Genomic DNA, 21,313 nt, shown 5'->3' with positions numbered 1-21,313 from the left:
GGCGCGTGCGATGATGCCCGCCATGACCAGCTCTCAGCGTGAATTCCAGACGATCGGAGTCATCGGGCTCGGCACCATGGGTGCCGGGATCGCCGAGGTCTTCGCCCGCAACGGCTTCGACGTCGTCGGCGTCGAGCTCAACGACGAGGCCGTCGACCGGGGCCGACAGCACCTCGAGCACTCGACCGGACGCGCGGTCAAGCGCGGGAAGATGACCGAGGCCGAGCAGAAGGCGCTGCTCGACCAGATCACCCTCTCGACGTCGATGGCCGACCTGGCCTCGGCCGACTTCGTCGTCGAGGCGGTGGTGGAGTCGCTGGAGGTCAAGAAGCAAATCTTCCAGGAGCTCGACGGCATCGTGGCCCCGGAGGCGATCCTGGCCACGAACACCTCCTCGCTCTCGGTCACCGAGATCTCCACCGCCAACACCCGGCCCGGGCGGATCGTCGGCGTGCACTTCTTCAACCCGGCGCCGGTGCAGAACCTGGTCGAGATCGTGCGGACCGTGGTCACCGAGCCCGACGTGCTCGAGGACGTCAAGGCCCTGGTCGGCCGGCTCGGCAAGAACCCGGTCGTCTGCGGCGACAAGGCCGGCTTTATCGCCAACACGCTGCTGTTCGGCTACCTCAACCACGCGGTGGCGATGTACGAGGCGCACTACGCCTCCCGCGAGGACATCGACGCGGCGATGCGCTACGGGTGCGGCTACCCGATGGGTCCGCTGGCCCTGCTCGACCTGATCGGCCTCGACACGGCGTACGAGATCCTCGACACGATGTACAAGCAGGGCCGGGACCGGCTGCACGCGCCGGCGCCGATCCTCAAGCAGATGGTCACCGCCGGGATGCTCGGTCGCAAGACCGGCCGCGGCTTCTACACCTACGAGGCGGCCGACTCGCCGATCGTCGTCCCCGACGACAAGACGCCGTCGGCCGACGACCAGCCACAGCTGCGCCACGCCGTCTCGCGGGTCGGCGTGGTCGGCACCGGCACGATGGCCGCCGGCATCGTCGAGGTCTTCGCCAAGAGCGGGTACGACGTGCTGTTCGTCGGCCGCTCGCAGGACAAGGTGGACGGCGTGGTCGCCACGATCACCCGCTCGCTCGACAAGGCGATCCAGCGCGGCAAGCTGGAGGAGTCGGCCAAGGCCGAGGTGCTGGGTCGGCTGACCGGGTCGGTCTCGCTCGACGACCTGGCCGAGGTGGACGTCGTGGTCGAGGCGATCGCCGAGGACCTCGCGATCAAGACGACGCTCTTCGAGAACCTCGACGAGATCTGCAAGCCGGGCACGATCCTGGCCACCACCACGTCCTCGCTGCCGATCATCTCGCTCGCCCGGGTGACCTCGCGCCCGCAGGACGTCGTCGGCATGCACTTTTTCAACCCGGCGCCGGTGATGAAGCTCGTCGAGGTGGTCAGCACGGTCTCCACCTCGGACGAGGTCGCCGAGACCACCCGCGCGCTCTGCGGCGCGGTCGGCAAGGTGGCCGTCTCGTGCGGCGACCGGGCCGGCTTCATCGTGAACGCGCTGCTGTTCCCCTACCTCAACGACGCGGTGAAGATGCTCGAGGCGCACTACGCGACCGCCGACGACATCGACGTCGCCATGAAGCAGGGCTGCGCGCTGCCGATGGGCCCCTTCGAGCTCCTCGACGTGGTCGGCAACGACGTCTCCCTGGCGATCCAGAAGGAGCTCTACCTCGAGTTCCGCGAGCCCGGGTTCTCCCCGGCGCCGCTGCTCGAGCACCTGGTCACCGCCGGCTATCTGGGCCGCAAGACCCAGCGCGGCTTCCGGGACTACTCGGCCCGCTGACCCGCCCGATCGCGCCACGTCCTGACCCGGTCGGGCCATCTCGTGACCATTTCGAGTTGTTTCGACCCCTTCCCGTGTCGCGGGTCACACGGCATGATCTCCCGTGGTCACTACAACTGACCGCAACACATCCCGTCCCGGTGCACAGGAAGCCGGGATCGATCTCGAGGGAGAGACATGACGAGCACCTGGTTCTCGGGTCGGCGCCTGCGCGCCGCCGTGGCCGTCCCGTCGCTCGCGCTCGCCGCCGCCACCCTGGCGTCGACGGGCGTGTCCGGTGGGGCGAGCGCGGCCCCTGGCACGGCACCGGCAGGGCCGACGGGGGCGTCCGCGACGTCCGCCGACGCCCAGCAGGACGGCTACATCAACTACGTCGCACCCCGCGCCGACCGGCAGGAGAGCGACGACGCGAAGATCGACAAGAGGACGGGCACGACCGAGCGCCCGTCGACCGATCCGCTGGCCCAGGCCTACGAGGTCGACGCCAAGCACGCCCAGGGCAACCCGGTCGCCGCCCGCCAGCTCGCGAAGCTGGAGGCCAAGGCGATCCGCACCGGCAAGAGCCCCAAGGAGCTCAAGGACTCCGGCAAGCAGGACAAGGGCGCCAAGAAGTTCAAGCAGGCCAAGGAGACCCAGACGGCCCAGCTGCTGACGATCCTGGTCGAGTTCAACGACCAGGCCGACGACGACTTCACCGGCGTCAAGGTGCCGGCCAGCGTCTTCGGCTCGCGGGAGTGCGTCGACGGGACCGTCCAGAACGGCCCCCTGCACAACAACATCCCGGACCCGGCCGACTACGACCTCGAGGACAACAACTCGATGTGGGTCGAGGACTTCTCCTCCGAGCACTTCAACGACATGCTCTACACCGACCGCGGCATCACCGACCGGGTCCGGACCGACCTCACCGGCCCCGACGGCAAGCCCGGCTTCGACATCTCCGGCTACACCATGAAGCGGATGTACGAGGAGATGTCCAAGGGCGCCTACACGGTGGACGGCGAGGCGACCCCCTGGGTCACCGTGGACCACTCCGAGGGCTGGTACGGCACCAGCCGCTGCTTCCGCAACGCGGAGGGCGAGTGGGAGGCCCCGGCCCCGCAGGCCATGACCGGCCACCCGGACAACCCCAAGGGCGCCTCGCAGCTGCCGATCGACGCCGTGGCCGCGCTCGCCGAGGCCCAGCCCGACTTCCCGTGGGCCGACTACGACATCGAGGACCAGGGCGACGTCGACGGCGACGGCGACCTGCAGGAGCCGGACGGCATCATCGACCACGTGGTCCTCGTGCACGCCGGTAAGGACAAGTCCGGCGGTGGTGGCGCCGAGGGCGTCAACGCGCTCTGGGCGCACTCCTCGACGGTGACCAGCGGGGGCGACGTGCCCGGCACCGACCTGAAGGTGTCGAACTACATCGTCCAGCCGGAGGACTCCGGCGTCGGCGTGTTCGCCCACGAGTACGGCCACGACCTCGGCCTCCCGGACCTCTACGACACCTCCGGGAACGCCGACTCCGACGTCGACTTCTGGGACCTGATGAGCTCCGGCTCGCACTCCGGCCCGATCTTCCAGTCGATGCCGACGCACATGGGCATCTGGGACAAGTGGGTGCTCGGCTGGGCCGACGTCGAGGAGGTCAACCCCGGTGACGACGCCCGTGACATCAAGGTCGGGCAGACCTCCCGGACGCCGAAGGGCACCGAGGACGGCGTGAAGATCAACCTGCCGACCAAGGTGACCACGGTCGCGGAGCCGCACAGCGGCGAGAACATGTGGTACGGCGGCAACGACCAGGACTGGGCCGACGTCCGGCTCACCCGCACGGTCGAGGTCCCGGACGCCGCGGACGCGAAGTTCTGGATGTGGAACGACTACGTCATCGAGGAGGACTGGGACTACGGCTTCGTGGAGCTCTCCACCGACGGTGGCAGCACCTGGACCGAGCAGCCGGTCTTCGACGAGGCCGGTGACCTGGTCTCGACGCCCGACGACTACGCCGACCCGAACGGCCGGCTGGTCGACTACGGCAACAAGTCCTCCGGGCTCACCGGGAGCACCGACGGGTGGCGGCACGACTACATCGACCTCGCGGCGTACGCCGGTCAGTCGGTGCAGGTGCGCCTGCGCTACGCGACCGACGCGGCCTTCCTCGAGCGTGGCTGGTTCGCCGACGACTTCTCGGTGACCGGCGGTGGCGAGACCACCTGGTCCGACGACGTCGAGGGGCCCGACGACAACGGGTGGACGAACACCGTCGACACCTTCACCAACACCACGGGTGCCGGCTGGCACAAGGACACCGGCACCAGCCGGGCCTCGCACTACTACCTCGTGGAGTGGCGCAACTACGACGGGTTCGACGAGGGCCTGAAGTACGCCTACGACACGACGTACAGCGACGGGGCGTGGAAGGTCGAGAAGATCAGGTACAACGCTCCGGGCGCCCTGGTCTGGTACCGCGACACGACGTGGGGCAACGCCAACCACGTCACGGCCAACAACACGGCCCTGCCGAGCGGTGGCGCCAAGGGCGGCCTGCTGATCGTGGACAGCCACTACGAGCCGCTGCGACGCTCCGGCGCCAACGCGGCCCTGGACGGTTCGACGCTGAAGAACCTGCCCTCGCGCGGGCAGTCGTCGAACGCGGCGTTCGGCCTGGTGCCGACCAAGCAGTTCCAGGAGTGCCAGCCCACGGCCGACCTGAGCGGGGAGGCCTGCAACACCTTCGGGCCGCAGGCTCCCGTGAAGGAGTTCACCGACCTGGTGACGTGGGCCCCCGGCCTCGAGGAGCGGGCTGACGGCTACTACTGGCGCGACATCGACGCGTCGGTCGTGGTCCCCTCGCGGGACAACGAGCCGTACACCACGCGGATCGTGAACCCCGACGGCAGCCCGGCGACCTACGGCCTGAACTTCGGGTTCACCGTCACCGGCTCCGGCAACCCGGAGGACGACGGGGTCGGCTACGGCACCAGTGTGAAGGTCCGCAAGACCAAGAAGGCGAACCAGATCGCGAAGCTGTTCGTCTCGCCTCCCGCCCCGTAGGCGGGAGGAGCACCCCGGTCGGGTGCTCAGGCGGTTGCCCCGGCGACCACCTGAGCACCCGACCCGTGGGTGGCCGTAGCCTGAGGCGCATGCCCGAGAAGATCCGCGCCAACTCCGTGCTGCCGGCCCGGCGCGAGCCGGTCACGCTGCACACCGCCGACGGCCTGGAGCTGGTCGGCGAGCTGGCCCTCCCGGAGTCCGGCACCCCGACGGCCACGCTCGTCTGCCTGCACCCGCTGCCCACCCACGGCGGGATGATGGACAGCCACATCTACCGCAAGGCCGCGTTCCGGCTCCCGGCCCTGGCCGGTGTGGCCGTGCTGCGGTTCAACACCCGCGGCACCTGGTCGGTCCAGGGCACCAGCCAGGGCGCCTTCGACGACGGCGTGGGGGAGCGGTACGACGTCGCCGCGGCCCTGGAGTACGCCGAGTTCCACGACCTGCCCGACATCTGGCTCCTCGGCTGGTCCTTCGGCACCGACCTCGCCCTCATGCACGGGCTGGACCCGGTCGTGCGCGGCGCGATCCTGCTCTCGCCGCCACTGCGCTACTCCGAGCCGAGCCACCTCGAGGCCTGGGCGGAGTCGGGCACGCCCCTGCACGCGTTCGTCCCGGAGCTGGACGACTACCTGCGACCGGCCGAGGCGCGGGAGCGGTTCGCGGCCGTGCCGCAGGCCGAGGTCGTCGGCTTCGACGGCGCCAAGCACCTGTGGGTCGGGGACGCCGAGAAGGTGCTCGACGAGGTGGTGCGCCGGGTGGCCCCCGGTGTGGAGGTGCCGCTGCCGACGACGTGGGACGGGTCGGTCGAGACCGCCGACACCTCGGCGTACAACGCGCACAACACCGAGGCCTACCGGGACACCCCGGTGCCCGGCCCCCAGCGCTGACCCGGCCCGACCGGCCGCTCAGGGGCTGCGGCGACGCTCCCGGTAGGCGGTCACCGCGGCCCGGTTGGTGCAGGTGGTGCTGCAGTAGCGGCGGGACCGGTTCCGGGACAGGTCCAGGACCAGGCCCTCGCAGTCGCCCTGGGCGCACACCGCGAGCCGGGAGTGCTCGTCGGCGCGGATCACGTCGACCATGGCCATCGCGGTCTCGACCACGACCCGGGTCACGAACGGGCTGTCCGGGTCGACCGCGTGCAGGTGCCAGTCCCAGCGGTCGTGGCGCACCAGCCGGGGCAGCGCCGAGGCCTCTGCGAGCATCGCGTTGACCCGCTCGGCCGCCTCGTCCCGGTCGGCGGTGAGCAGCGCGCGCAGCGTGGGTCGCAGCGCGCGGACGGCGGCCAGCCCGGCGGCGTCGCGATCCCTCCGGCCGGTGTACTCGAACCGGGTGTAGAACGCGTCGAGCTCCTCCAGCGTCTGCAGGCCGTCCGGCTCCTCGGCGGTGTTGACCAGGGCGACCGCGGCCTGCAGGGAGACCTCGGTGTCATGCGTGAAAACCATGTTGACACCTTACACGGGGTCGTCGTAGTGTCATGTGCCATGACCACGTTGACACATGACACCGGGACCCGGCTGGCCTCGGGCACCGGCTTCGCGCTGCTCTCGGCGATCTCGTTCGGGCTGTCCGGGGCGTTGGCGCGCGGCCTGATGGACGCCGGCTGGAGTGCCGGGTCGGCGGTGACCGTGCGGGTGCTCGGCGGCGCCTTCGTGCTGGCCGTGCCCGCGGTGGCCGTCCTGCGCGGCCGGTGGGCACTGCTGTGGCGCAGCCGCGGCCTGGTCGTGGGGTACGGCGTGCTGGCGGTCTCGGTGACCCAGCTCTGCTACTTCTACGCCGTCGCCGAGATCTCGGTCAGCGTGGCGCTGCTGCTGGAGTACACCGCCCCGGTCGCCGTCGTCGGCTGGCTCTGGGCCACCCGCGGACACCGGCCCAGCCGGCTCACGGTGGCCGGCGCCGTCCTCGCCGCGGCCGGTCTGGTCCTGGTCCTCGACCTGGTCTCCGGGGCGGACGTCAACCTGGCCGGCGTGCTGTGGAGCCTGGGCGCGATGGTCGGCGCCGCGGCGTACTTCCTGCTCTCAGCCGACGACGGGGCACCCCTGCCGCCGCTGGTGCTGGCCGCCTCCGGGCTGCTCGTCGGCGGCCTGGTCCTCAGCTCGGCGGGCGCCCTGGGCGTGCTGCCGATGCGCTGGTCGACCCGGCCGGTGACCTACGCCGTGGGCACCGTGCCGTGGTGGCTCCCGCTGCTCGCGCTGGCGCTGGTCACCGCCGCCCTGTCCTACACCACCGGCATCGCCGCCGTGCGCCGGCTGGGCTCGCGGCTGGCCTCGTTCGTCGCGCTCACCGAGGTGCTGGCGGCGCTGCTGGCGGCGTGGTGGCTGCTGCACGAGCTGCCGGGCCTCGTCCAGCTGGCCGGGGGACTCCTCATCGTCGCCGGGGTCGTCGTCGTCAAGCTGGGCGAGCGGGGGATCGCCCCGGCCGCCGCACCCGTGCCGGAGACCGGAGGCGAGCCGGCACCCGCGCTGGGAGGCTAGCGGGCGTCCTGCCGGCGCACGAAGACCTCGCGCGTGAGCAGCAGGATGGCGGCGGCGGTCGGGATCGCCAGCAGCGCACCCACGACGCCGAGCAGGCCGGCGCCGGCGAGCGCGGCGATCACGATCACCGCGCCGGGCAGGTCGACCGAGCGGGCCATCACCTTCGGGTAGATGACGTAGTTCTCGAGCTGCTGGTAGACGACGTAGAAGACCAGGCAGGCCAGCCCGATGACCGGGTCGGTGGCGAACCCGATCGCGGTCACCAGGACGGCGCCGATCGTCGCCCCGATCATCGGGATCACGTCGAGCAGGGCCACGACGAACGCCAGCGCGACGGCGTACTGCCCCAGCCCGACGATGAACAGGAAGATCAGCGACGTGACGCCGGCGAACACCGCGATCACGAACGCGCCGGAGACGTAGGCCCCGACGTTGGCCAGGATCCGGTCCCCGAGCCGGGTGACCCGGTCCCGGCGGCTGGCCGGCGCCAGCCGGTAGAGCGCGTCCTTGGTCTTGTCGAGCGAGGCCAGGAAGTAGAGCGTGAGCACGACCACGATGAACGTGTTGACCAGGGCGGAGAAGACCGCCAGGCCGACGCCCACGACCCCACCGAAGGCGGCCGAGGCGAAGTCGCCGTTGGCCACGTAGTCGCGGGCCTTCTCGATCAGCTGGAACTGCTCGTCGAGGGCCTGGACCCGCTCGTTGCCCTGGAGCTGGTCGAGCCAGCCGGGCGCGTTGTCGGTGAGGGCGGCGATCTGGTCGGTGATGACCGGGACGATCGCCGCCACGAAGAGCGTCAGGGCGCCGAGGACCACGCCGATGACCGCCACCAGCGACCAGGTCCGGGACAGGCCTCGGCGGGTGAACCACTCCACCACCGGGTTCAGGCCGGCAGCGAGGAACATCGCCACGACGATGAGCATGATCGTGCCACCGAGGGCCAGCACCTGCTGACCGAGCCAGAAGGCCACCAAGGCACCCAGGGCGCCGAAGAAGCCCAGGTGGAAGGGCGAGTGCCGGAGCGGCCCACCGGGCTCTCCCATGTGGTCCTCGGGGGCCCGGTCTCCTGCAGGGTCCTCGTGCACGCGAGAGCCCGACTCGGCGGCCGCCTCGGCGCGGTCGGCCGCGTCCTCGGCGTCGACGGCGGCCCCGGTCGCGACCTCGGCCGCCTCCTCCGCCTGCTCCGCCCGGTCGGCGGCCTCCTGCTCCTCCAGCGGCCCGGAGCCGTGCCCGTTCAGCGGATCAGCCCTCGTCGAAGCCGGCGACCACGTCGCGCAGCGCGCCGAGCTGGGCCACGATCGCGTCGCGGCGCTTGCTCATCCGGTCCACCTCGGCCCGCACCGCGGCCAGCTCGCGCTCGGCGTCGGCCTGCCCGGAGGCGGTCAGGCTCTCGGCCTGGCTCCGGGCCGAGGCGACGACCTGCTCGGCCTCGCGGCGGGCCCGGGTGAGCAGCGCGTCGGCCTCGGACTGCGCCTGCTGGCGGTGCTCGGCGGCCTGCGTGGTGGCCTCGGCGGCACGCTCCTCGGCGGCCTTGGCGCGGGCCTCGGCCTCCTCGACCAGGCGCTTGGTCTCGGAGGTGGCGCTCGAGTGGTACTCGGCCGCCTCCTTCGCCAGCCGCTCCTTCTCGACCGCCAGGGTGCGCCGGGCCTCCTGCAGCTCGCGGTCCGCGCCGGCGCGGACCGCCTCGGCCTCGCGGGTCGCGCTGACCCGCAGCTCGTTGCTCTCCTGCTCGGCGGCAAGCCGCAGCTGGTCGGCCTCGCGCTGCGCGCCGGCGCGCAGGTCCTGGGCCTCCTGGCGGGCGCTGCTGCGCTCCTGCTCGGCGTCGGCCATGAGCCGGGTCCGCTGCTCGTCGAGCTCCTTGAGCTGGACCACGCGCATGTCCTCGGCCTCGCGGGAGGCGTCGGCCCGGATGGAGCGGGCGTCCTTGCCGGCCTGGGTCCGGATCTCCTCCGCCTCCTGCTGGGCGTGGGCCCGGATGTCGTCGGCCTCCTCCTCGGCCAGGCGCAGCAGCTCGTTGGCGCGGCCGCCCAGGCCGGCGTACGACGGCCGCTCGGCCTCGGCGGCCTGCTCACGGGCCGCCTGCAGCTCGGCCTCGAGCTCGGCCACCCGCTTCTCGGCCGCGCTCAGGCTGCTGCCCAGGCCGGCCCGCTCCTGCACCAGCCTGCGCAGGGCGGTGTCGGTGGCGTCCTTGTCGTAGCCGTTGCGGCGCACCATCGGCAGCGACGGCACGGCGCCCGCGGCCGAGGCCCCGGAGCCCGCCGTCGAGCCTGCCGTCGAGGTCGGGCGGCCGGCTCCCGAGCCGCCGGTGGCGGCCTGCCCGGTGGGTGCGGCCGGTGTGGCCGGCACCTGCTGGGTCTTCTGGTCGGGGGCGTCCTGCACCTTCGGGATGAGCTGGGTGGCGTCGTCCGAGCCGGAGGGCTTGTCGGCCGGCGTGCCGCCGGTCTTGGACGCCTCGGTGCCCCGCGTGCTGCCTGCGGGCGTGCTGGGGGACCGGACCCCCGAGGCGGGCTTCTCGTCGAAGATGGACAGACCCTCGTCACTCATTGGCTCACGGCTCTCTCGTCAGTTGCTGGTCGTGCGATCCCGGACGGACCCCAGTGTTGCGGATCGGTCACGACAAACCCACCCCGGCTCGCCAGCCGGTCGCCGAACCGGGGTGTGAGGGATGTCGCGGAGTCCGGCTCAGACGCCCCGGAACCGGTTGATCGCCTCGAGGTGCTGCTCGCGCATCTCCGGATTCCGGACGCCGAGACCCTCCTCGGGTGCCAGGCAGAGCACGCCGACCTTGCCCTGGTGGGCGTTGCGGTGGACGTCGAGAGCGGCCTGGCCGACGTCCTCGAGGCCGTAGGTCTTGGAGAGCGTCGGGTGGATCATGCCCTTGGCGATCAGCCGGTTGGCCTCGTAGGACTCCCGGTAGTTCGCGAAGTGCGAGCCGATGATCCGCTTGAGGTTCATCCACAGGTACCGGTTGTCGTACTGGTGCATGTAGCCGCTGGTCGAGGCGCAGGTGACGATGGTGCCGCCCTTGCGGGCCGCGAAGACCGAGGCCCCGAACGTCTCCCGTCCGGGGTGCTCGAAGACGATGTCGACGTCCTCGCCGCCGGTCAGCTCGCGGATCCGCTTGCCCAGGCGGCGCCACTCCTTCGGGTCCTGGGTGTGCTCGTCCTTCCAGAACTGCCAGTTCTCCTCGGAGCGGTTGATGATCAGCTCCGCGCCCATCTTGCGGCAGATCTCCGCCTTCTCGTCGTTGGAGACCACGCAGATCGGGGTGGCGCCGCCGTTGAGCGCGTACTGCGTCGCGAAGCCGCCCAGGCCGCCCGAGGCGCCCCACACCAGGACGTTGTCGCCCTGCTTCATGCCGGCGCCGTTGCGGCTCACGAGCTGCCGGTAGGCGGTGGAGTTGACCAGGCCGGGGGAGGCGGCCTCCTCCCAGGTCAGGTGGTCCGGCTTGGGCATCAGCTGGTTGGACTTGACCAGCGCGACGTGGGCCAGGCCGCCGAAGTTGGTCTCGAAGCCCCAGATCCGCTGCTCGGGGTCGAGCATCGTGTCGTTGTGGCCGTCCGGCTGCTCGAGCTCGACGGAGAGGCAGTGCGCGACGACCTCGTCGCCGGGGCTCCACGAGTGCACTCCGGCGCCGGTGGCGAGGACCACGCCGGCCAGGTCGGAGCCGACGACGTGGTAGGGCAGGTCGTGCCGCTTGGCGAGCGGGGAGAGCCGGCCGTAGCGCTCGAGGAACCCGAACGTCGACACCGGCTCGAAGATCGAGGTCCACACGGTGTTGTAGTTGATCGCCGAGGCCATGACGGCGACCAGGGCCTCGCCGGGGCCGAGCTCGGGGACCGGGATCTCGTCGACGTGGAGGGTCTTGCGGGGGTCCTTCTCGGACGTCTCCAGACCCTCGAAGATGTCGACCTCGTCCTTGTGGACGGTCACGGCCGTGTAGGACTCGGGCAGGTCGAGGTTCGCGAAGTCGCCGCCCTCGGCGTCGCCGGCCAGGATCGCGTCGAGGATGTTCTGCACTGGTGGTCCCTCTCGGTGTCGGGTCGGGGTCGGTCCACTCCAGGTGGACCGGCCACAAGATAACGGCCGGTAACCTGCCGTGGCACGTGATGAGACGGACGTCTCAGTCCCGTCTCAGTGCCGGCCCGGCGCCGTCTCAGTGCTCGGCGGACCCCGCGGGCTCCACCAGCTCCACCAGCACGCCGCCCGCGTCCTTGGGGTGGACGAAGTTGATCCGCGAGCCGGCGGTGCCGCGACGCGGGGCGTCGTACAGCAGCCGGAGGCCGCGCTCGCGGAGGACCGCCGAGACCGCGTCGAGGTCGGTGACCCGGTAGGCCAGCTGCTGGACGCCCTGGCCGTTGCGGTCGAGGAACTTCGCGATCGTGGACTCGGGCGTGAGCGGCGCCAGCAGCTGGATGCTCGACCCCGAGTCGCCGACGGCGACCATCGCCTCGCGGACCCCCTGCTCCTGGTTGGTCTCCTCGTGGGTGACCCGCATGCCGAAGGAGTCGCGGTAGAACGCGATCGCCTCGTCGAGGTCGGGTACGGCGATGCCGACGTGGTCGATCGCGGTGAACAGGTGCTCGGGGACGGACAGCGGTGCGCTCATGCCCCCATCGTCGTACGCGCGCCGGGCCAGGTCGCCGCGGGGTCCACATCCGGGACACCCGCGACCCGGACCCACCGGCCTGCCGGTGACTGACGGCTAGCGGACCATGCCGCCGACCCCGTCGGCGTAGGTCCCGATCACCGCGACGCCGTCGACGTCGCCGACGAACCCGAACGGCGCGGAGCACGGGCCCGCGTAGTCCCCGATCCAGAGGTCGTCGTCGGTCGGGAGGCCGTAGCCGATCACCAGGTCCGCCGGCGTGACCCCGACCTCGGTGCCGTCGACCTTCAGTCGCACGTTCGTGCCGTCGTAGGAGCCGATGACCGTGTGCCACCGCCCGTCCCAGATCTGCGGGCCGGCGCTGGGCGAGAGCGTGTAGTCGGAGCCGTCGGAGGCGTAGAACCGCAGCCCGCCGTCATTGCCGGTGTAGAGCCCGTAGGACGCGGTCTCGCAGGACAGTGCGCCCTTGGCCACGACGTACCGGTAGTCGCCGGGGGAGCCCTCGGCGCGGACCCGGGCCACCACCGTCACCCCGTCCGGCTCCAGCGACGGGGAGTCGGCGACGCGCACGTGGTCGTCGCCGTCGAAGCGCAGCGCCGCCCTGCGGAACCAGTAGTGCCGCGGCAGCTGGACCCAGGAGGGGTCGTGCTCGTCCGCGGACGTGGTCGAGCCCAGACGGCCGTGGTTGCCGCTCCACGACCAGTCGTAGGTGTGCTGTCCGCCGCCCTCGTTGAAGAGCCAGAGGCCGGCGAGATCGTAGGACGCGGCGGGCGCGGGCGATGCCACGCTCGCTCCGGTCAGCCCGAGAACGGTGGCGGCGACGGCAATCCGCAGGCTGCGCTTGGTGAACACGGTGTCTCCCTCATCCCCCCGGGCGGCCCCACGCCGCCCGAACCACCAGCAGGACACCACGGCGCGGGGTCCGGCCGGTAGGCCCGGATCGGGTGATGCGAGGTGCCCGAAGTCGCCATGCGCCACCAGTGTCCGACCCCAGTGTCGGGTCCAGGCTCGGGCCCACCGTCGGGCCGCCGCGCCTGTGACCGGCCTGACAGGGCGGGGCCGTCGCCCGCGGTGGCCGCGGTGGGTATCGTCGGACCCATCAGCGCCACCCGTCTTCGCAGGAGGAACCCATGTCGTCCAAGTCCGGCGGATCCGTCATTGTGGCCGGGGCCCGCACCCCGGTCGGTCGCCTGCTCGGCGGGCTCAAGGGCCAGAGCGCTGCCGATCTCGGCGGCGTGGCCATCAAGGGCGCCCTGGAGAAGTCCGGCGTCGCCGGGGACCAGGTCGACTACGTCATCATGGGGCACGTGATCCAGGCCGGCGCCGGTCAGATCACTGCGCGCCAGGCCGCCGTCAAGGGCGGGGTGCCGATGAACGTGCCCTCGATCACGATCAACAAGGTGTGCCTGTCCGGCATCAACGCGATCGCCATGGCCGACCAGCTGATCCGGGCCGGGGAGCACGAGATCGTCGTCGCCGGCGGCATGGAGTCGATGACCCAGGCGCCGCACCTGCTCCCGAAGTCCCGCGAGGGCTTCAAGTACGGCGACACCGCGCTCGTCGACTCGATGGCCTACGACGCGCTGCACGACCAGTTCACCGACCAGGCGATGGGTGGGCTGACCGAGAAGTGCAACGCGGCCGGTGCCGGGCTGAGCCGCGAGGAGCAGGACGAGTTCTCCGCCCGGTCGCACCAGCGTGCCGCCGAGGCGTGGAAGAACGGGATCTTCGACGACGAGGTCGTCCCGGTCGAGATCCCCCAGCGCCGCGGCGAGCCGGTCGTGGTCTCCCAGGACGAGGGCGTCCGGGGCGACACCACCGCCGAGTCGCTGGCCAAGCTGCGCCCGGCCTTCGACAAGGAGGGCACGATCACCGCCGGCTCCGCGTCCCAGATCTCCGACGGCGCGTGCGCGGTCGTGGTGATGAGCAAGGCCAAGGCCGAGGAGCTCGGCCTGGAGTGGCTGGCCGAGATCGGCGCCTCCGGCCAGGTCGCCGGCCCCGACTCGACGCTGCAGCTGCAGCCCGCCAACGCGGTCGCGAAGGCGGCCGAGAAGGAGGGCATCGCGGTGGAGGACATCGACCTCTTCGAGCTCAACGAGGCCTTCGCCGCGGTCGGCATCGAGTCCGCCCGTCAGCTCGGCGTCGACCAGGACAGGGTCAACGTCAACGGGGGCGCGATCGCGATCGGCCACCCGGTCGGCATGTCCGGAGCCCGGATCGTGCTGCACCTCGCGCTCGAGCTGCGGCGCCGCGGCGGCGGGACCGGTGCCGCCGCGCTGTGCGGTGGCGGCGGCCAGGGCGACGCCCTGATCGTCCGCGTGCCGAGTCGCGGCTGACGCCAGGCGTGACCCCACCGTCCGGATCCCCGGCCGGAGCGACGACCGGGTCGACGACGGGCCCGTCCCGTGGTCGGGCTGCGGTCCCCGTTCCCGAGCTGGTCGAGCGGGCCCGCCGCGGCGACCCGCGCTCGGTGGCCCGGCTGATCTCGCTGGTCGAGGACGCCTCGCCCGCCCTGCGTGAGGTGATGGCGGGCCTCGCCCCGCACACGGGGCATGCCCTCGTGGTCGGCATCACCGGGGCTCCGGGCGTCGGCAAGTCCACCTCCACCAACGCGCTCGTCGCCCGGCTGCGCGAGGCGGGGCGACGGGTGGGGGTGCTCGCCGTCGACCCGTCGTCGCCGTTCTCCGGCGGCGCGCTGCTGGGCGACCGGGTGCGGATGGGCGACCACGCGACCGACTCGGACGTCTTCATCCGGTCGATGGCCGCCCGCGGCCACCTCGGCGGACTCGCCTGGACCACCCCGCAGGCGATCCGGGTGCTCGACGCGGCCGGGTTCGACGTGGTGCTCGTGGAGACCGTCGGGGTCGGCCAGAGCGAGGTGGAGGTGGCCGCACTGGCCGACACCACGCTCGTGCTGCTGGCACCCGGCATGGGAGACGGCATCCAGGCCGCGAAGGCGGGGATCCTCGAGATCGGCGACCTCTACGTCGTCAACAAGGCCGACCGCGACGGCGCCGGCCAGGTCCGCCGGGACCTGCGCAACGCGCTCGCGCTCACCGACCGGCCGGACGCGGCCTGGCGGCCGCCGATCCTGCTCACCACCGCCCACGACGGTGGCGGGATCCCGGAGGTGGTCGACGCCCTCGAGGAGCACCAGACCTGGCTGCGTGATTCCGGCGAGCTGCTCCGGCGCCGGACCCGACGCGCCCGGGGCGAGGTCGAGGCGATCGCCCTGACCCGGCTCCGCGAGCGCTGGTCCGGGCTGCGGGAGGGCAGCGAGCTCGACGACCTGGCCGGCCGGGTCGCCCGCGGTGAGACCGACCCGTACGCCGCCGCCGACGCCCTGCTGGACGACCCGTCCGACTGACCGGACGCCCACGCCCCGCCGGGGCGGGCGCGCCTGCCGCGTCGTCCGCGGCCGATTTGGTACAAAGTACGTTGCCCTTGACCCAGGACGGAAGCCGAGAGTGTGAACGCCAAGTCGTTGTTGTTGGTGCTCGTCGTGCTGTTCGTCGGCTTCTACATGGTCCAGGACCCTCGGGGCCTGGCCGACACCGCCGGCGCAGCGATGGCGGGGCTGTGGCAGTTGATGGCCCAGTTCTTCGAGGCGACGATCCGTTTCGTCGACGAGCTCGTCTAGGCCTCGTGCCATGGGCCTCGTCCGGGCGGTGAGCGACCCGAACATCCGCAAGCACCTGCTGCGCGACGAGGGCGAGGTCATCGTCGACGAGGTGCGCAAGCACCGGGTGGTCTACCTGGTGCCGACCCTCGAGCTGGTCGCCGCGGGAGCGCTGCTGGTCGCGATGCCCTTCGTGGACATGGATCTGGCCTGGGCGCCCTTCCTGCTGGCCCTCGTCGTCCTGGCCCATGCCGGCTACCGCGCGCTGGGCCACCACATGGACCGGTTCGTGATCACGAACATGCGGGTGTTCCGCGTGCACGGCGTGCTCTCGCAGCAGCTGGCGACGATGCCGCTCGCCCGGATCCTCGACATCACCGTGCGCAAGCCCCTGCACGGTCGGCTCCTGGGCTTCGGGCACTTCTGCTTCGAGTCGGCCGCCCAGGAGCAGGGTCTGCGCGACATCCGTTACGTCGGGGACCCCGACGCCCGCGACCTCTCCATCCAGCGGGTCGTTCAGCGGACCGGACTCCGCGGGCCACGGGTGAACTGATGACCCTCGACTTCGACCCGATCGACGAGGCCGCCCGGCAGTGGGGGGAGCGCTGGGAGGCGGTCCCGGCGATGCACGCGGTCACTTCGCTGATGCGGGTCCAGCAGCTCGTCCTCTCCCGGCTCGATGCGATCCTGAAGCCGCACGGGCTCAGCTTCGCGCGCTACGAGGCCCTGGTGCTGCTGGTGTTCTCCTCCCGGGGCTCGCTGCCGCTGGGCAAGATGGGCGAGCGGCTGCAGGTGCACCCCACGTCGATCACCTCGATCATCGCGCGCCTGGTCGCCTCCGGCCACGTCGTACGCCGGCCGCACCCGGACGACGGTCGGGCGGTGCTGGCCGAGATCACCGACAGCGGTCGCGCGGTGGTCGAGGCGGCCACGGCCGACCTGGTCGGCTCCGGGTTCGCGCTCGAGACGCTCTCGGAGGACGACCTGCGGCGGCTCTCGGAGCTGTTGCGGCCGGTGCGCCGGGCGGCCGGGGACTTCTGAGGTCTGAGCGGAGGCTCAGTAGCCCAGGCGGGCACCGGCGCCGCCGCCGTTGACGACGATCGTCTGACCGGTCACGAACGCGGCTCCGCTGCTGGCCAGGAACAGCACCGAGGAGGAGACGTCCTGGAGCGTGCCGGTGCGCTCCTGACGGGTCCGGGTGAGCAGCGGCCCGGAGTGCCGCTCGATGGAGACCCGCAGCTGCGACTGCCGCGGCGTCACCACCGTGGAGGAGACCCCGTTGACCCGGATCCCGTCCCGGCCCCACGCGGCCCCCAGGCGGGCGGTGTAGTCGAGCATCTCGGTGTCGGCGGCCGCGCCGTGCGAGAGCGCGAACCACTGCCGCAGCGACTGGGTGTTCACCACGGCGCCGCCGCCGCGCTGCCGGCTCTCGCCGAGCCGGTAGCGCAGCCGGCGCGTCAGCTGGCCCGGGCCGATCAGCCCGAGCCGGATCGAGTGCGCGACGAACTCGCGCTCGTGGACGTCGAGGGCACGCGGCAGGGCGGCTCCTGCGGCGTTGACCAGGACGTCGACCGGTCCGACCTCCTCGGCGACGCGAGCGATCGAGTCGTGGTCGGTCAGCTCGAGCCGGAGGTACTCGAAGGCCGCCAGCGGGGCGTCGTACGAGCCCGTCAGGGTCTGCCTGCCGGTGACGATCACGTGGGCGCCGCTGCGCAGGAAGCGTTGCGCGATCGTGAGGCCCAGACCGCTGGTGCCTCCGGTGACCAGCACCCGGCTGCCGGAGAAGTCGTACGCCAAGTCGCCCAAGGTCGTCTCCTTCCCACAGTGACGCCGAACCCGAGAGTTGCCCGTGCACCCGGAGCAGGACGGAGGTCCGCACGCGGTCCCAGCACCTGGGGAAGGGGGACCGGGTGGCCGATGAGGCGGCGTCCGGGCAGGGGCCATCATGCCACGGTCCGGGGTCGACCACGAGCGGCCGGGGGTGGTCTCGCGGGTGGTGTGGGCGATCGGGGAAGATGGACCCATGACGCAGCAGCCGTTCTCCCGTCCAGGTGCCATCGACCTCTCCGCGCTGAAGCGGCCGGCAGGGGGCGCGTCGACGCCGGGGGCGCCCGCCGGGGCGCCCGCTGGGCCCTCAGCCGGGGGAGCCGCGGGTGGGGCCGGCGCCTCCGCCTACGCGGTCAGCGTCACCGAGCAGAACTTCCAGGAGGTCCTCGAGGCCTCGATGACCGCGCCGGTGCTGCTCGCGTTCTTCTCGCGCGCCCGGTCGCCGGAGAGCGGCACCCTGGCCGACGACCTGGCCACGCTGGCCGGCGAGTTCGAGGGTCGCTTCCTCGCCGGACTGGTCGACATCGACGCCTCGCCGCAGATCGGGCAGGCGATGCAGATCCCGTCCATCCCGCTGGTGGTGGCGGTCCTCGACGGTCGCCCGATGCCACTGCTCCAGGACGCGCTGCCGATGGAGGAGCTGCGCAACGCCCTGACCCAGGTCATGCAGCAGATCACCGCCCAGGGCGTGACCGGCCGGCACCAGCCCCGCGGCGCCGCCCCGGAGGCGGACGCCGCCGAGGCGGCACCGGAGGCCGACCCCCGGTACGCAGCGGCCCAGGACGCCCTCGCGGAGGGCGACGTGGACCGCGCCGTGGCGGAGTACCAGAAGCTCGCGGACGCCAACCCGGCCGACACCGAGGCCGCCGCCGGCCTCGCCATGGCCAAGGTGCTCCAGCGCACGCAGGGCGTGGACCTCGACGCCGCCCGCGCCGCCGCCGCGCAGTCGCCGGAGGACGTCGCCGCGCAGACGATGGTGGCCGACCTCGACATGCTGGGCGGTCACGTCGACGACGCCTTCAACCGGCTCGTGGACCTGGTCCGGCGCTCGGACGGTGCCGAGCGGGACGCCGCCCGCACGCACCTGCTCGGTCTCTTCGCCGCGGTCGGCAACGACGACCCGCGCGTGATCCGAGGTCGGCAGAACCTCGCCTCCGCGCTCTTCTGAGCCGTTCGGTGGGCGAGAGGTCGCGCTGCGATCGTCCTGTGCGACTCACCCGCATCGGAACAGATACCCGAAGGCCGTCCTCGTGTAGGCGATGCCCCGCCCGCTGCGCCGGATCGTCTCCGGGTCGGCGGCCTCGGGCCTCTTCGGCACCAGGTGCCCGCCCAGATCCTCGTCGTCGAGGCGGTAGCGGCCAGCCCGGTGCTGCACGACCGCCACGAGTTCGAGGCGTGGGTCCAGGGCGGCCAGGCTCGCGTCGCCGTGGCTGGTGTTCGCGAGCAGCAGCCCTCCCGGTCGCAGGTAGCGCCCGCAGTGCTCCCACACGGGGCCGGCGTACAGCGAGATGAGCAGGTCGAAGCTCGACGGCGACAGCTCGAGCTCGTGGGTGTAGTCCGCGTGCAGGAACTCCACCTCGAGCCCGGCCCCGGGAAGAGCCCGGCCCTCCAGCTCCGCCCGGACCGCATCCCGATCGGTGAGGAAGCGAGCGGCGCGGCGGTCCGTGTCGACGTACGTGACCGACGGGATCGCGGTGGACGGGGACAGGTCGAGGTAGGAGCCCGGGTAGAGCGCCCGCTCCGGCGACCAGCCGCGGGCCAGGGCCGCGAACAGACCTGACCGGTCTCCGATGGATCGCTGGTACGTCGACCAGGTCTCGCGTGGTCGCCCGTCGCGGCCATCGGACCGGGGGTTCATGCTGCGTCACGCTACGCCGCCCCCTCCCGGTTGAGGAGGTCGCGCTCGGTGGTTGAGGAGGTCGCGCTCGGTGGTTGAGGAGGTCGCGCAGCGACCGTCTCGAAACCACGCCCCGGCGCCCCTCGCCGGTTGAGCCGCGAGCCTTGGCGAGCGTGTCGAAACCCACCCCCCGCTGGTAGAGGAGGTCGCGCAGCGACCGTCTCGAAACCAGAGGCCGGCCGCCCCTCGCCGGTTGAGCCGCGAGCCCTGGCGAGCGTGTCGAAAGCCACCCCCCCCGCCGGTTGAGGAGGTCGCGCAGCGACCGTCTCGAAACCCACCCCCGGTCGCCCTCGCCGGTTGAGCCGCGAGCCCCGGCGAGCGTGTCGAAACCACGACGCCGGTCACCTCCGTCGGTTGAGCCGCGAGCCCCGGCGAGCGTGTCGAAACCCGCCGCCGGCCACCCCCGCCGGTTGAGCCGCGAGCCCTGGCGAGCGTGTCGAAACCCGTTGTGCACAACCGGTCCTCGACCCGGGCCGACTGTCAGTGGGCACGGCTAGCGTGGTTGCCATGAGGACGAAGACCACCGAGACGACGAGCACCGCGGGTGCGGTGTTGGCCTCGGCGCGGTCGAACCGGGAGGCCGCGGACGCGGCCGAGGTCCGGCTCCTCCAGGACGCCTGCGCGTGGGCGGACCTGCACCCCCCGGAGGGCATCCACCCGGCGGCGACGGTGTGCACGGCGTTGTTCGGTGACACCGGCCTCCCGTTGGCCGGCCAGGGTGCCCCTGCGGTGGCGGAGTTCTGCGTGGCCGAGTTCGCCGCCGGTGTGGGGTTGGGCACCGAGTCCGGGAAGGCGCTGATCGGGGAGGCCCTCGAGCTGCGGCACCGGTTGCCGAACCTGTGGTCGCGGGTGATGGCCGGGGACCTGGCCGCGTGGAAGGCGCGTCGGGTCGCGGCCGCCACCATCGTCCTGTCCCCGGCAGCGGCCGAGTTCGTGGACGTGGCGGTCACCCCGGTGGCACACAAGGTCACCCCCGGCCAGGTCGACCGGCTGGTTGCGGAGGCGATCGGCCGGTGCGACCCGCAGCTGGCCCAAGAGCGGGCCGACCGGGCGGTCGCGGGCCGGCACGTGACGATCACCCACGGCCAGGTCTCCTTCGACGGCACCAGCCAGGTGCACGGCATCCTCGACCTGGCCGACGCCCTGGACCTCGACACCGCGGTGGCCAACGGCGCCGCACAGCTCAAGGCACTCGGGTCCACCGAGGACCTGGACGCCCGCCGCGCGTCGGCGCTGGGTGGGCTGGCCCGCCGCCAGCTGGCCCTGGACCTCAACCCCAACACCCCCGACGGCGACAGCGGCATGGACAGCAGCGGCGTCGCCGGCGCGGGTCTCGACGAGACAGACGGCACGGCGGGCGACGACACCGGCGACACCGGCGGCATCGGCGACGAGCCTGCCGCGGCCCAGACCGCCGAATGTCCCGGTGGCAGGGATCGCGAAGAGAGCGGGCGGGTGAAGCCGCGGCAGGCGGTGCTCTACCTACACCTGGCCGCGGAGGCGATCACCGGCACCGGTCACCGCATCGAGACGGCTGGGCGGTCGGGAGTGGTGGGGCGCTGTGAGCTGTCCCGGTCCCCGGTCACCGCCGACCAGATCCGGGCCTGGTTGGCCCACCCCGACGCCCAGGTGGTGGTCAAGCCGGTGCTGGACCATCAGGGGCTGGTCCCGGTCGATGCCTACGAGGTGCCGGACCGGATGGGCGAGGCGATCCGCCTGCGCGACGGAACGTGTGTGTTCCCGTGGTGCACCCGCCCGGCGAGGTCCTGCGATGCCGACCATGTGGTCGCCTACGACCCCGACGGCCCACCGGGCCAGACCGCGACCGGCAACCTGGGCGCGTTGTGTCGGCGGCATCACCGGCTGAAGACCCACGGAGCCTGGGCGTGTCACACCCCGACCCCGGGGGTGTTCGAGTGGACCTCCCCGCACGGGCTGCGGTTCCGACGCGACCGCACCGGCACCCTGGACATCACCGACCCGACCCGCCCGGCCGGTTCCCCGCCCGAGCATTGAGGACCACGCCCCACAC

General features: G+C 72.2%; 19 protein-coding genes. 11 read left to right on the top strand and 8 right to left on the bottom strand.

Annotation, left to right across the window (positions count from 1 at the left end):
- Positions 1 to 22: 22 nt before the first annotated feature.
- From IE331_RS10645 to IE331_RS10635, 3 genes are all read left to right on the top strand, one after another.
- A complete protein-coding gene (locus IE331_RS10645; protein WP_192143381.1) occupies positions 23 to 1,813 on the top strand; it encodes a 3-hydroxyacyl-CoA dehydrogenase family protein in 1,791 nt (596 codons plus the stop codon).
- Between the two features lie 177 nt (positions 1,814 to 1,990).
- On the top strand, positions 1,991 to 4,858 hold the full coding sequence (locus IE331_RS10640; RefSeq protein WP_192143379.1) for an immune inhibitor A domain-containing protein: 2,868 nt from the start codon (positions 1,991 to 1,993) through the stop codon (positions 4,856 to 4,858).
- An 89-nt stretch (positions 4,859 to 4,947) separates the two neighbouring features.
- A complete protein-coding gene (locus IE331_RS10635) occupies positions 4,948 to 5,745 on the top strand; it encodes an alpha/beta hydrolase (protein WP_192143377.1) in 798 nt (265 codons plus the stop codon).
- A gap of 18 nt (positions 5,746 to 5,763) precedes the next feature.
- Here the strand turns inward: IE331_RS10635 and IE331_RS10630 are convergent, their stop codons facing one another.
- On the bottom strand, positions 5,764 to 6,300 hold the full coding sequence (locus tag IE331_RS10630) for a CGNR zinc finger domain-containing protein (protein WP_192143375.1): 537 nt from the start codon (positions 6,298 to 6,300) through the stop codon (positions 5,764 to 5,766).
- Positions 6,301 to 6,339: 39 nt separating this feature from the next.
- Here IE331_RS10630 and IE331_RS10625 point away from each other — a divergent pair, with 39 nt between their 5' ends.
- Positions 6,340 to 7,329 carry an EamA family transporter gene (locus IE331_RS10625; RefSeq protein WP_192143373.1) on the top strand — a complete coding sequence of 330 codons (990 nt, stop codon included), beginning with the start codon at positions 6,340 to 6,342 and terminating at the stop codon, positions 7,327 to 7,329.
- Here IE331_RS10625 and IE331_RS10620 read toward each other — a convergent pair.
- The 5 genes from IE331_RS10620 to IE331_RS10600 form a co-directional block, all read right to left on the bottom strand.
- On the bottom strand, positions 7,326 to 8,414 hold the full coding sequence (locus tag IE331_RS10620) for an AI-2E family transporter (RefSeq protein ID WP_201931614.1): 1,089 nt from the start codon (positions 8,412 to 8,414) through the stop codon (positions 7,326 to 7,328). The two genes, IE331_RS10625 and IE331_RS10620, sit on opposite strands and share 4 nt — an antisense overlap.
- Before the next feature lie 157 nt (positions 8,415 to 8,571).
- Positions 8,572 to 9,873 (bottom strand): coiled-coil domain-containing protein, encoded by a 1,302-nt coding sequence (locus tag IE331_RS10615; RefSeq protein WP_192143371.1) that lies wholly within the window; start codon positions 9,871 to 9,873, stop codon positions 8,572 to 8,574.
- Positions 9,874 to 10,011: 138 nt separating this feature from the next.
- Positions 10,012 to 11,349 (bottom strand): crotonyl-CoA carboxylase/reductase, encoded by a 1,338-nt coding sequence (gene ccrA / locus IE331_RS10610; protein ID WP_192143369.1) that lies wholly within the window; start codon positions 11,347 to 11,349, stop codon positions 10,012 to 10,014.
- A 136-nt stretch (positions 11,350 to 11,485) separates the two neighbouring features.
- Complete coding sequence (gene mce / locus IE331_RS10605; RefSeq protein ID WP_192143367.1) at positions 11,486 to 11,938, bottom strand: methylmalonyl-CoA epimerase; 453 nt, start codon at positions 11,936 to 11,938, stop codon at positions 11,486 to 11,488.
- A gap of 96 nt (positions 11,939 to 12,034) precedes the next feature.
- On the bottom strand, positions 12,035 to 12,790 hold the full coding sequence (locus IE331_RS10600) for a LamG domain-containing protein (RefSeq protein ID WP_192143365.1): 756 nt from the start codon (positions 12,788 to 12,790) through the stop codon (positions 12,035 to 12,037).
- A 278-nt stretch (positions 12,791 to 13,068) separates the two neighbouring features.
- On the opposite strand from IE331_RS10600, the gene IE331_RS10595 reads away from it, so the two are divergent.
- The 5 genes from IE331_RS10595 to IE331_RS10575 all read left to right on the top strand — a co-directional run bounded on the left by IE331_RS10595 (position 13,069) and on the right by IE331_RS10575 (position 16,598).
- The gene (locus IE331_RS10595) at positions 13,069 to 14,274 is read left to right on the top strand and encodes an acetyl-CoA C-acetyltransferase (RefSeq protein ID WP_192143363.1); all 1,206 of its coding nucleotides are present in this window, start codon (positions 13,069 to 13,071) and stop codon (positions 14,272 to 14,274) included.
- Between the two features lie 98 nt (positions 14,275 to 14,372).
- Positions 14,373 to 15,305 carry a methylmalonyl Co-A mutase-associated GTPase MeaB gene (gene meaB, locus IE331_RS10590; RefSeq protein ID WP_225580024.1) on the top strand — a complete coding sequence of 311 codons (933 nt, stop codon included), beginning with the start codon at positions 14,373 to 14,375 and terminating at the stop codon, positions 15,303 to 15,305.
- A 102-nt stretch (positions 15,306 to 15,407) separates the two neighbouring features.
- Positions 15,408 to 15,578, top strand: a complete 171-nt coding sequence (locus IE331_RS10585) for a hypothetical protein (protein WP_192143359.1) — start codon at positions 15,408 to 15,410, stop codon at positions 15,576 to 15,578.
- A 10-nt stretch (positions 15,579 to 15,588) separates the two neighbouring features.
- A complete protein-coding gene (locus tag IE331_RS10580; protein ID WP_192143357.1) occupies positions 15,589 to 16,110 on the top strand; it encodes a PH domain-containing protein in 522 nt (173 codons plus the stop codon).
- Positions 16,110 to 16,598: a MarR family winged helix-turn-helix transcriptional regulator gene (locus tag IE331_RS10575; protein WP_192143355.1), complete on the top strand. Its 489-nt coding sequence runs from the start codon at positions 16,110 to 16,112 to the stop codon at positions 16,596 to 16,598. Before IE331_RS10580 ends, IE331_RS10575 begins: the two co-directional genes overlap by 1 nt.
- Before the next feature lie 15 nt (positions 16,599 to 16,613).
- On the opposite strand, the gene IE331_RS10570 is transcribed toward IE331_RS10575, so the two are convergent.
- Complete coding sequence (locus IE331_RS10570) at positions 16,614 to 17,363, bottom strand: SDR family NAD(P)-dependent oxidoreductase (RefSeq protein ID WP_192143353.1); 750 nt, start codon at positions 17,361 to 17,363, stop codon at positions 16,614 to 16,616.
- Positions 17,364 to 17,580: 217 nt separating this feature from the next.
- On the opposite strand from IE331_RS10570, the gene IE331_RS10565 reads away from it, so the two are divergent.
- On the top strand, positions 17,581 to 18,552 hold the full coding sequence (locus tag IE331_RS10565; RefSeq protein WP_192143351.1) for a co-chaperone YbbN: 972 nt from the start codon (positions 17,581 to 17,583) through the stop codon (positions 18,550 to 18,552).
- Between the two features lie 45 nt (positions 18,553 to 18,597).
- Here IE331_RS10565 and IE331_RS10560 read toward each other — a convergent pair whose 3' ends face one another.
- On the bottom strand, positions 18,598 to 19,242 hold the full coding sequence (locus IE331_RS10560) for a methyltransferase domain-containing protein (RefSeq protein ID WP_192143349.1): 645 nt from the start codon (positions 19,240 to 19,242) through the stop codon (positions 18,598 to 18,600).
- Between the two features lie 546 nt (positions 19,243 to 19,788).
- Between IE331_RS10560 and IE331_RS10555 the strand changes: the two genes are divergently transcribed.
- Positions 19,789 to 21,297: an HNH endonuclease signature motif containing protein gene (locus IE331_RS10555; RefSeq protein ID WP_192143347.1), complete on the top strand. Its 1,509-nt coding sequence runs from the start codon at positions 19,789 to 19,791 to the stop codon at positions 21,295 to 21,297.
- Positions 21,298 to 21,313 lie beyond the last annotated feature (16 nt).

Origin of the sequence: Nocardioides donggukensis (genome assembly GCF_014842875.1) — a bacterium.
GTDB classification, from domain to species: Bacteria; Actinomycetota; Actinomycetes; order Propionibacteriales; family Nocardioidaceae; genus Nocardioides; species Nocardioides donggukensis.
This window is presented reverse-complemented; position numbering and strand designations above follow the sequence as displayed.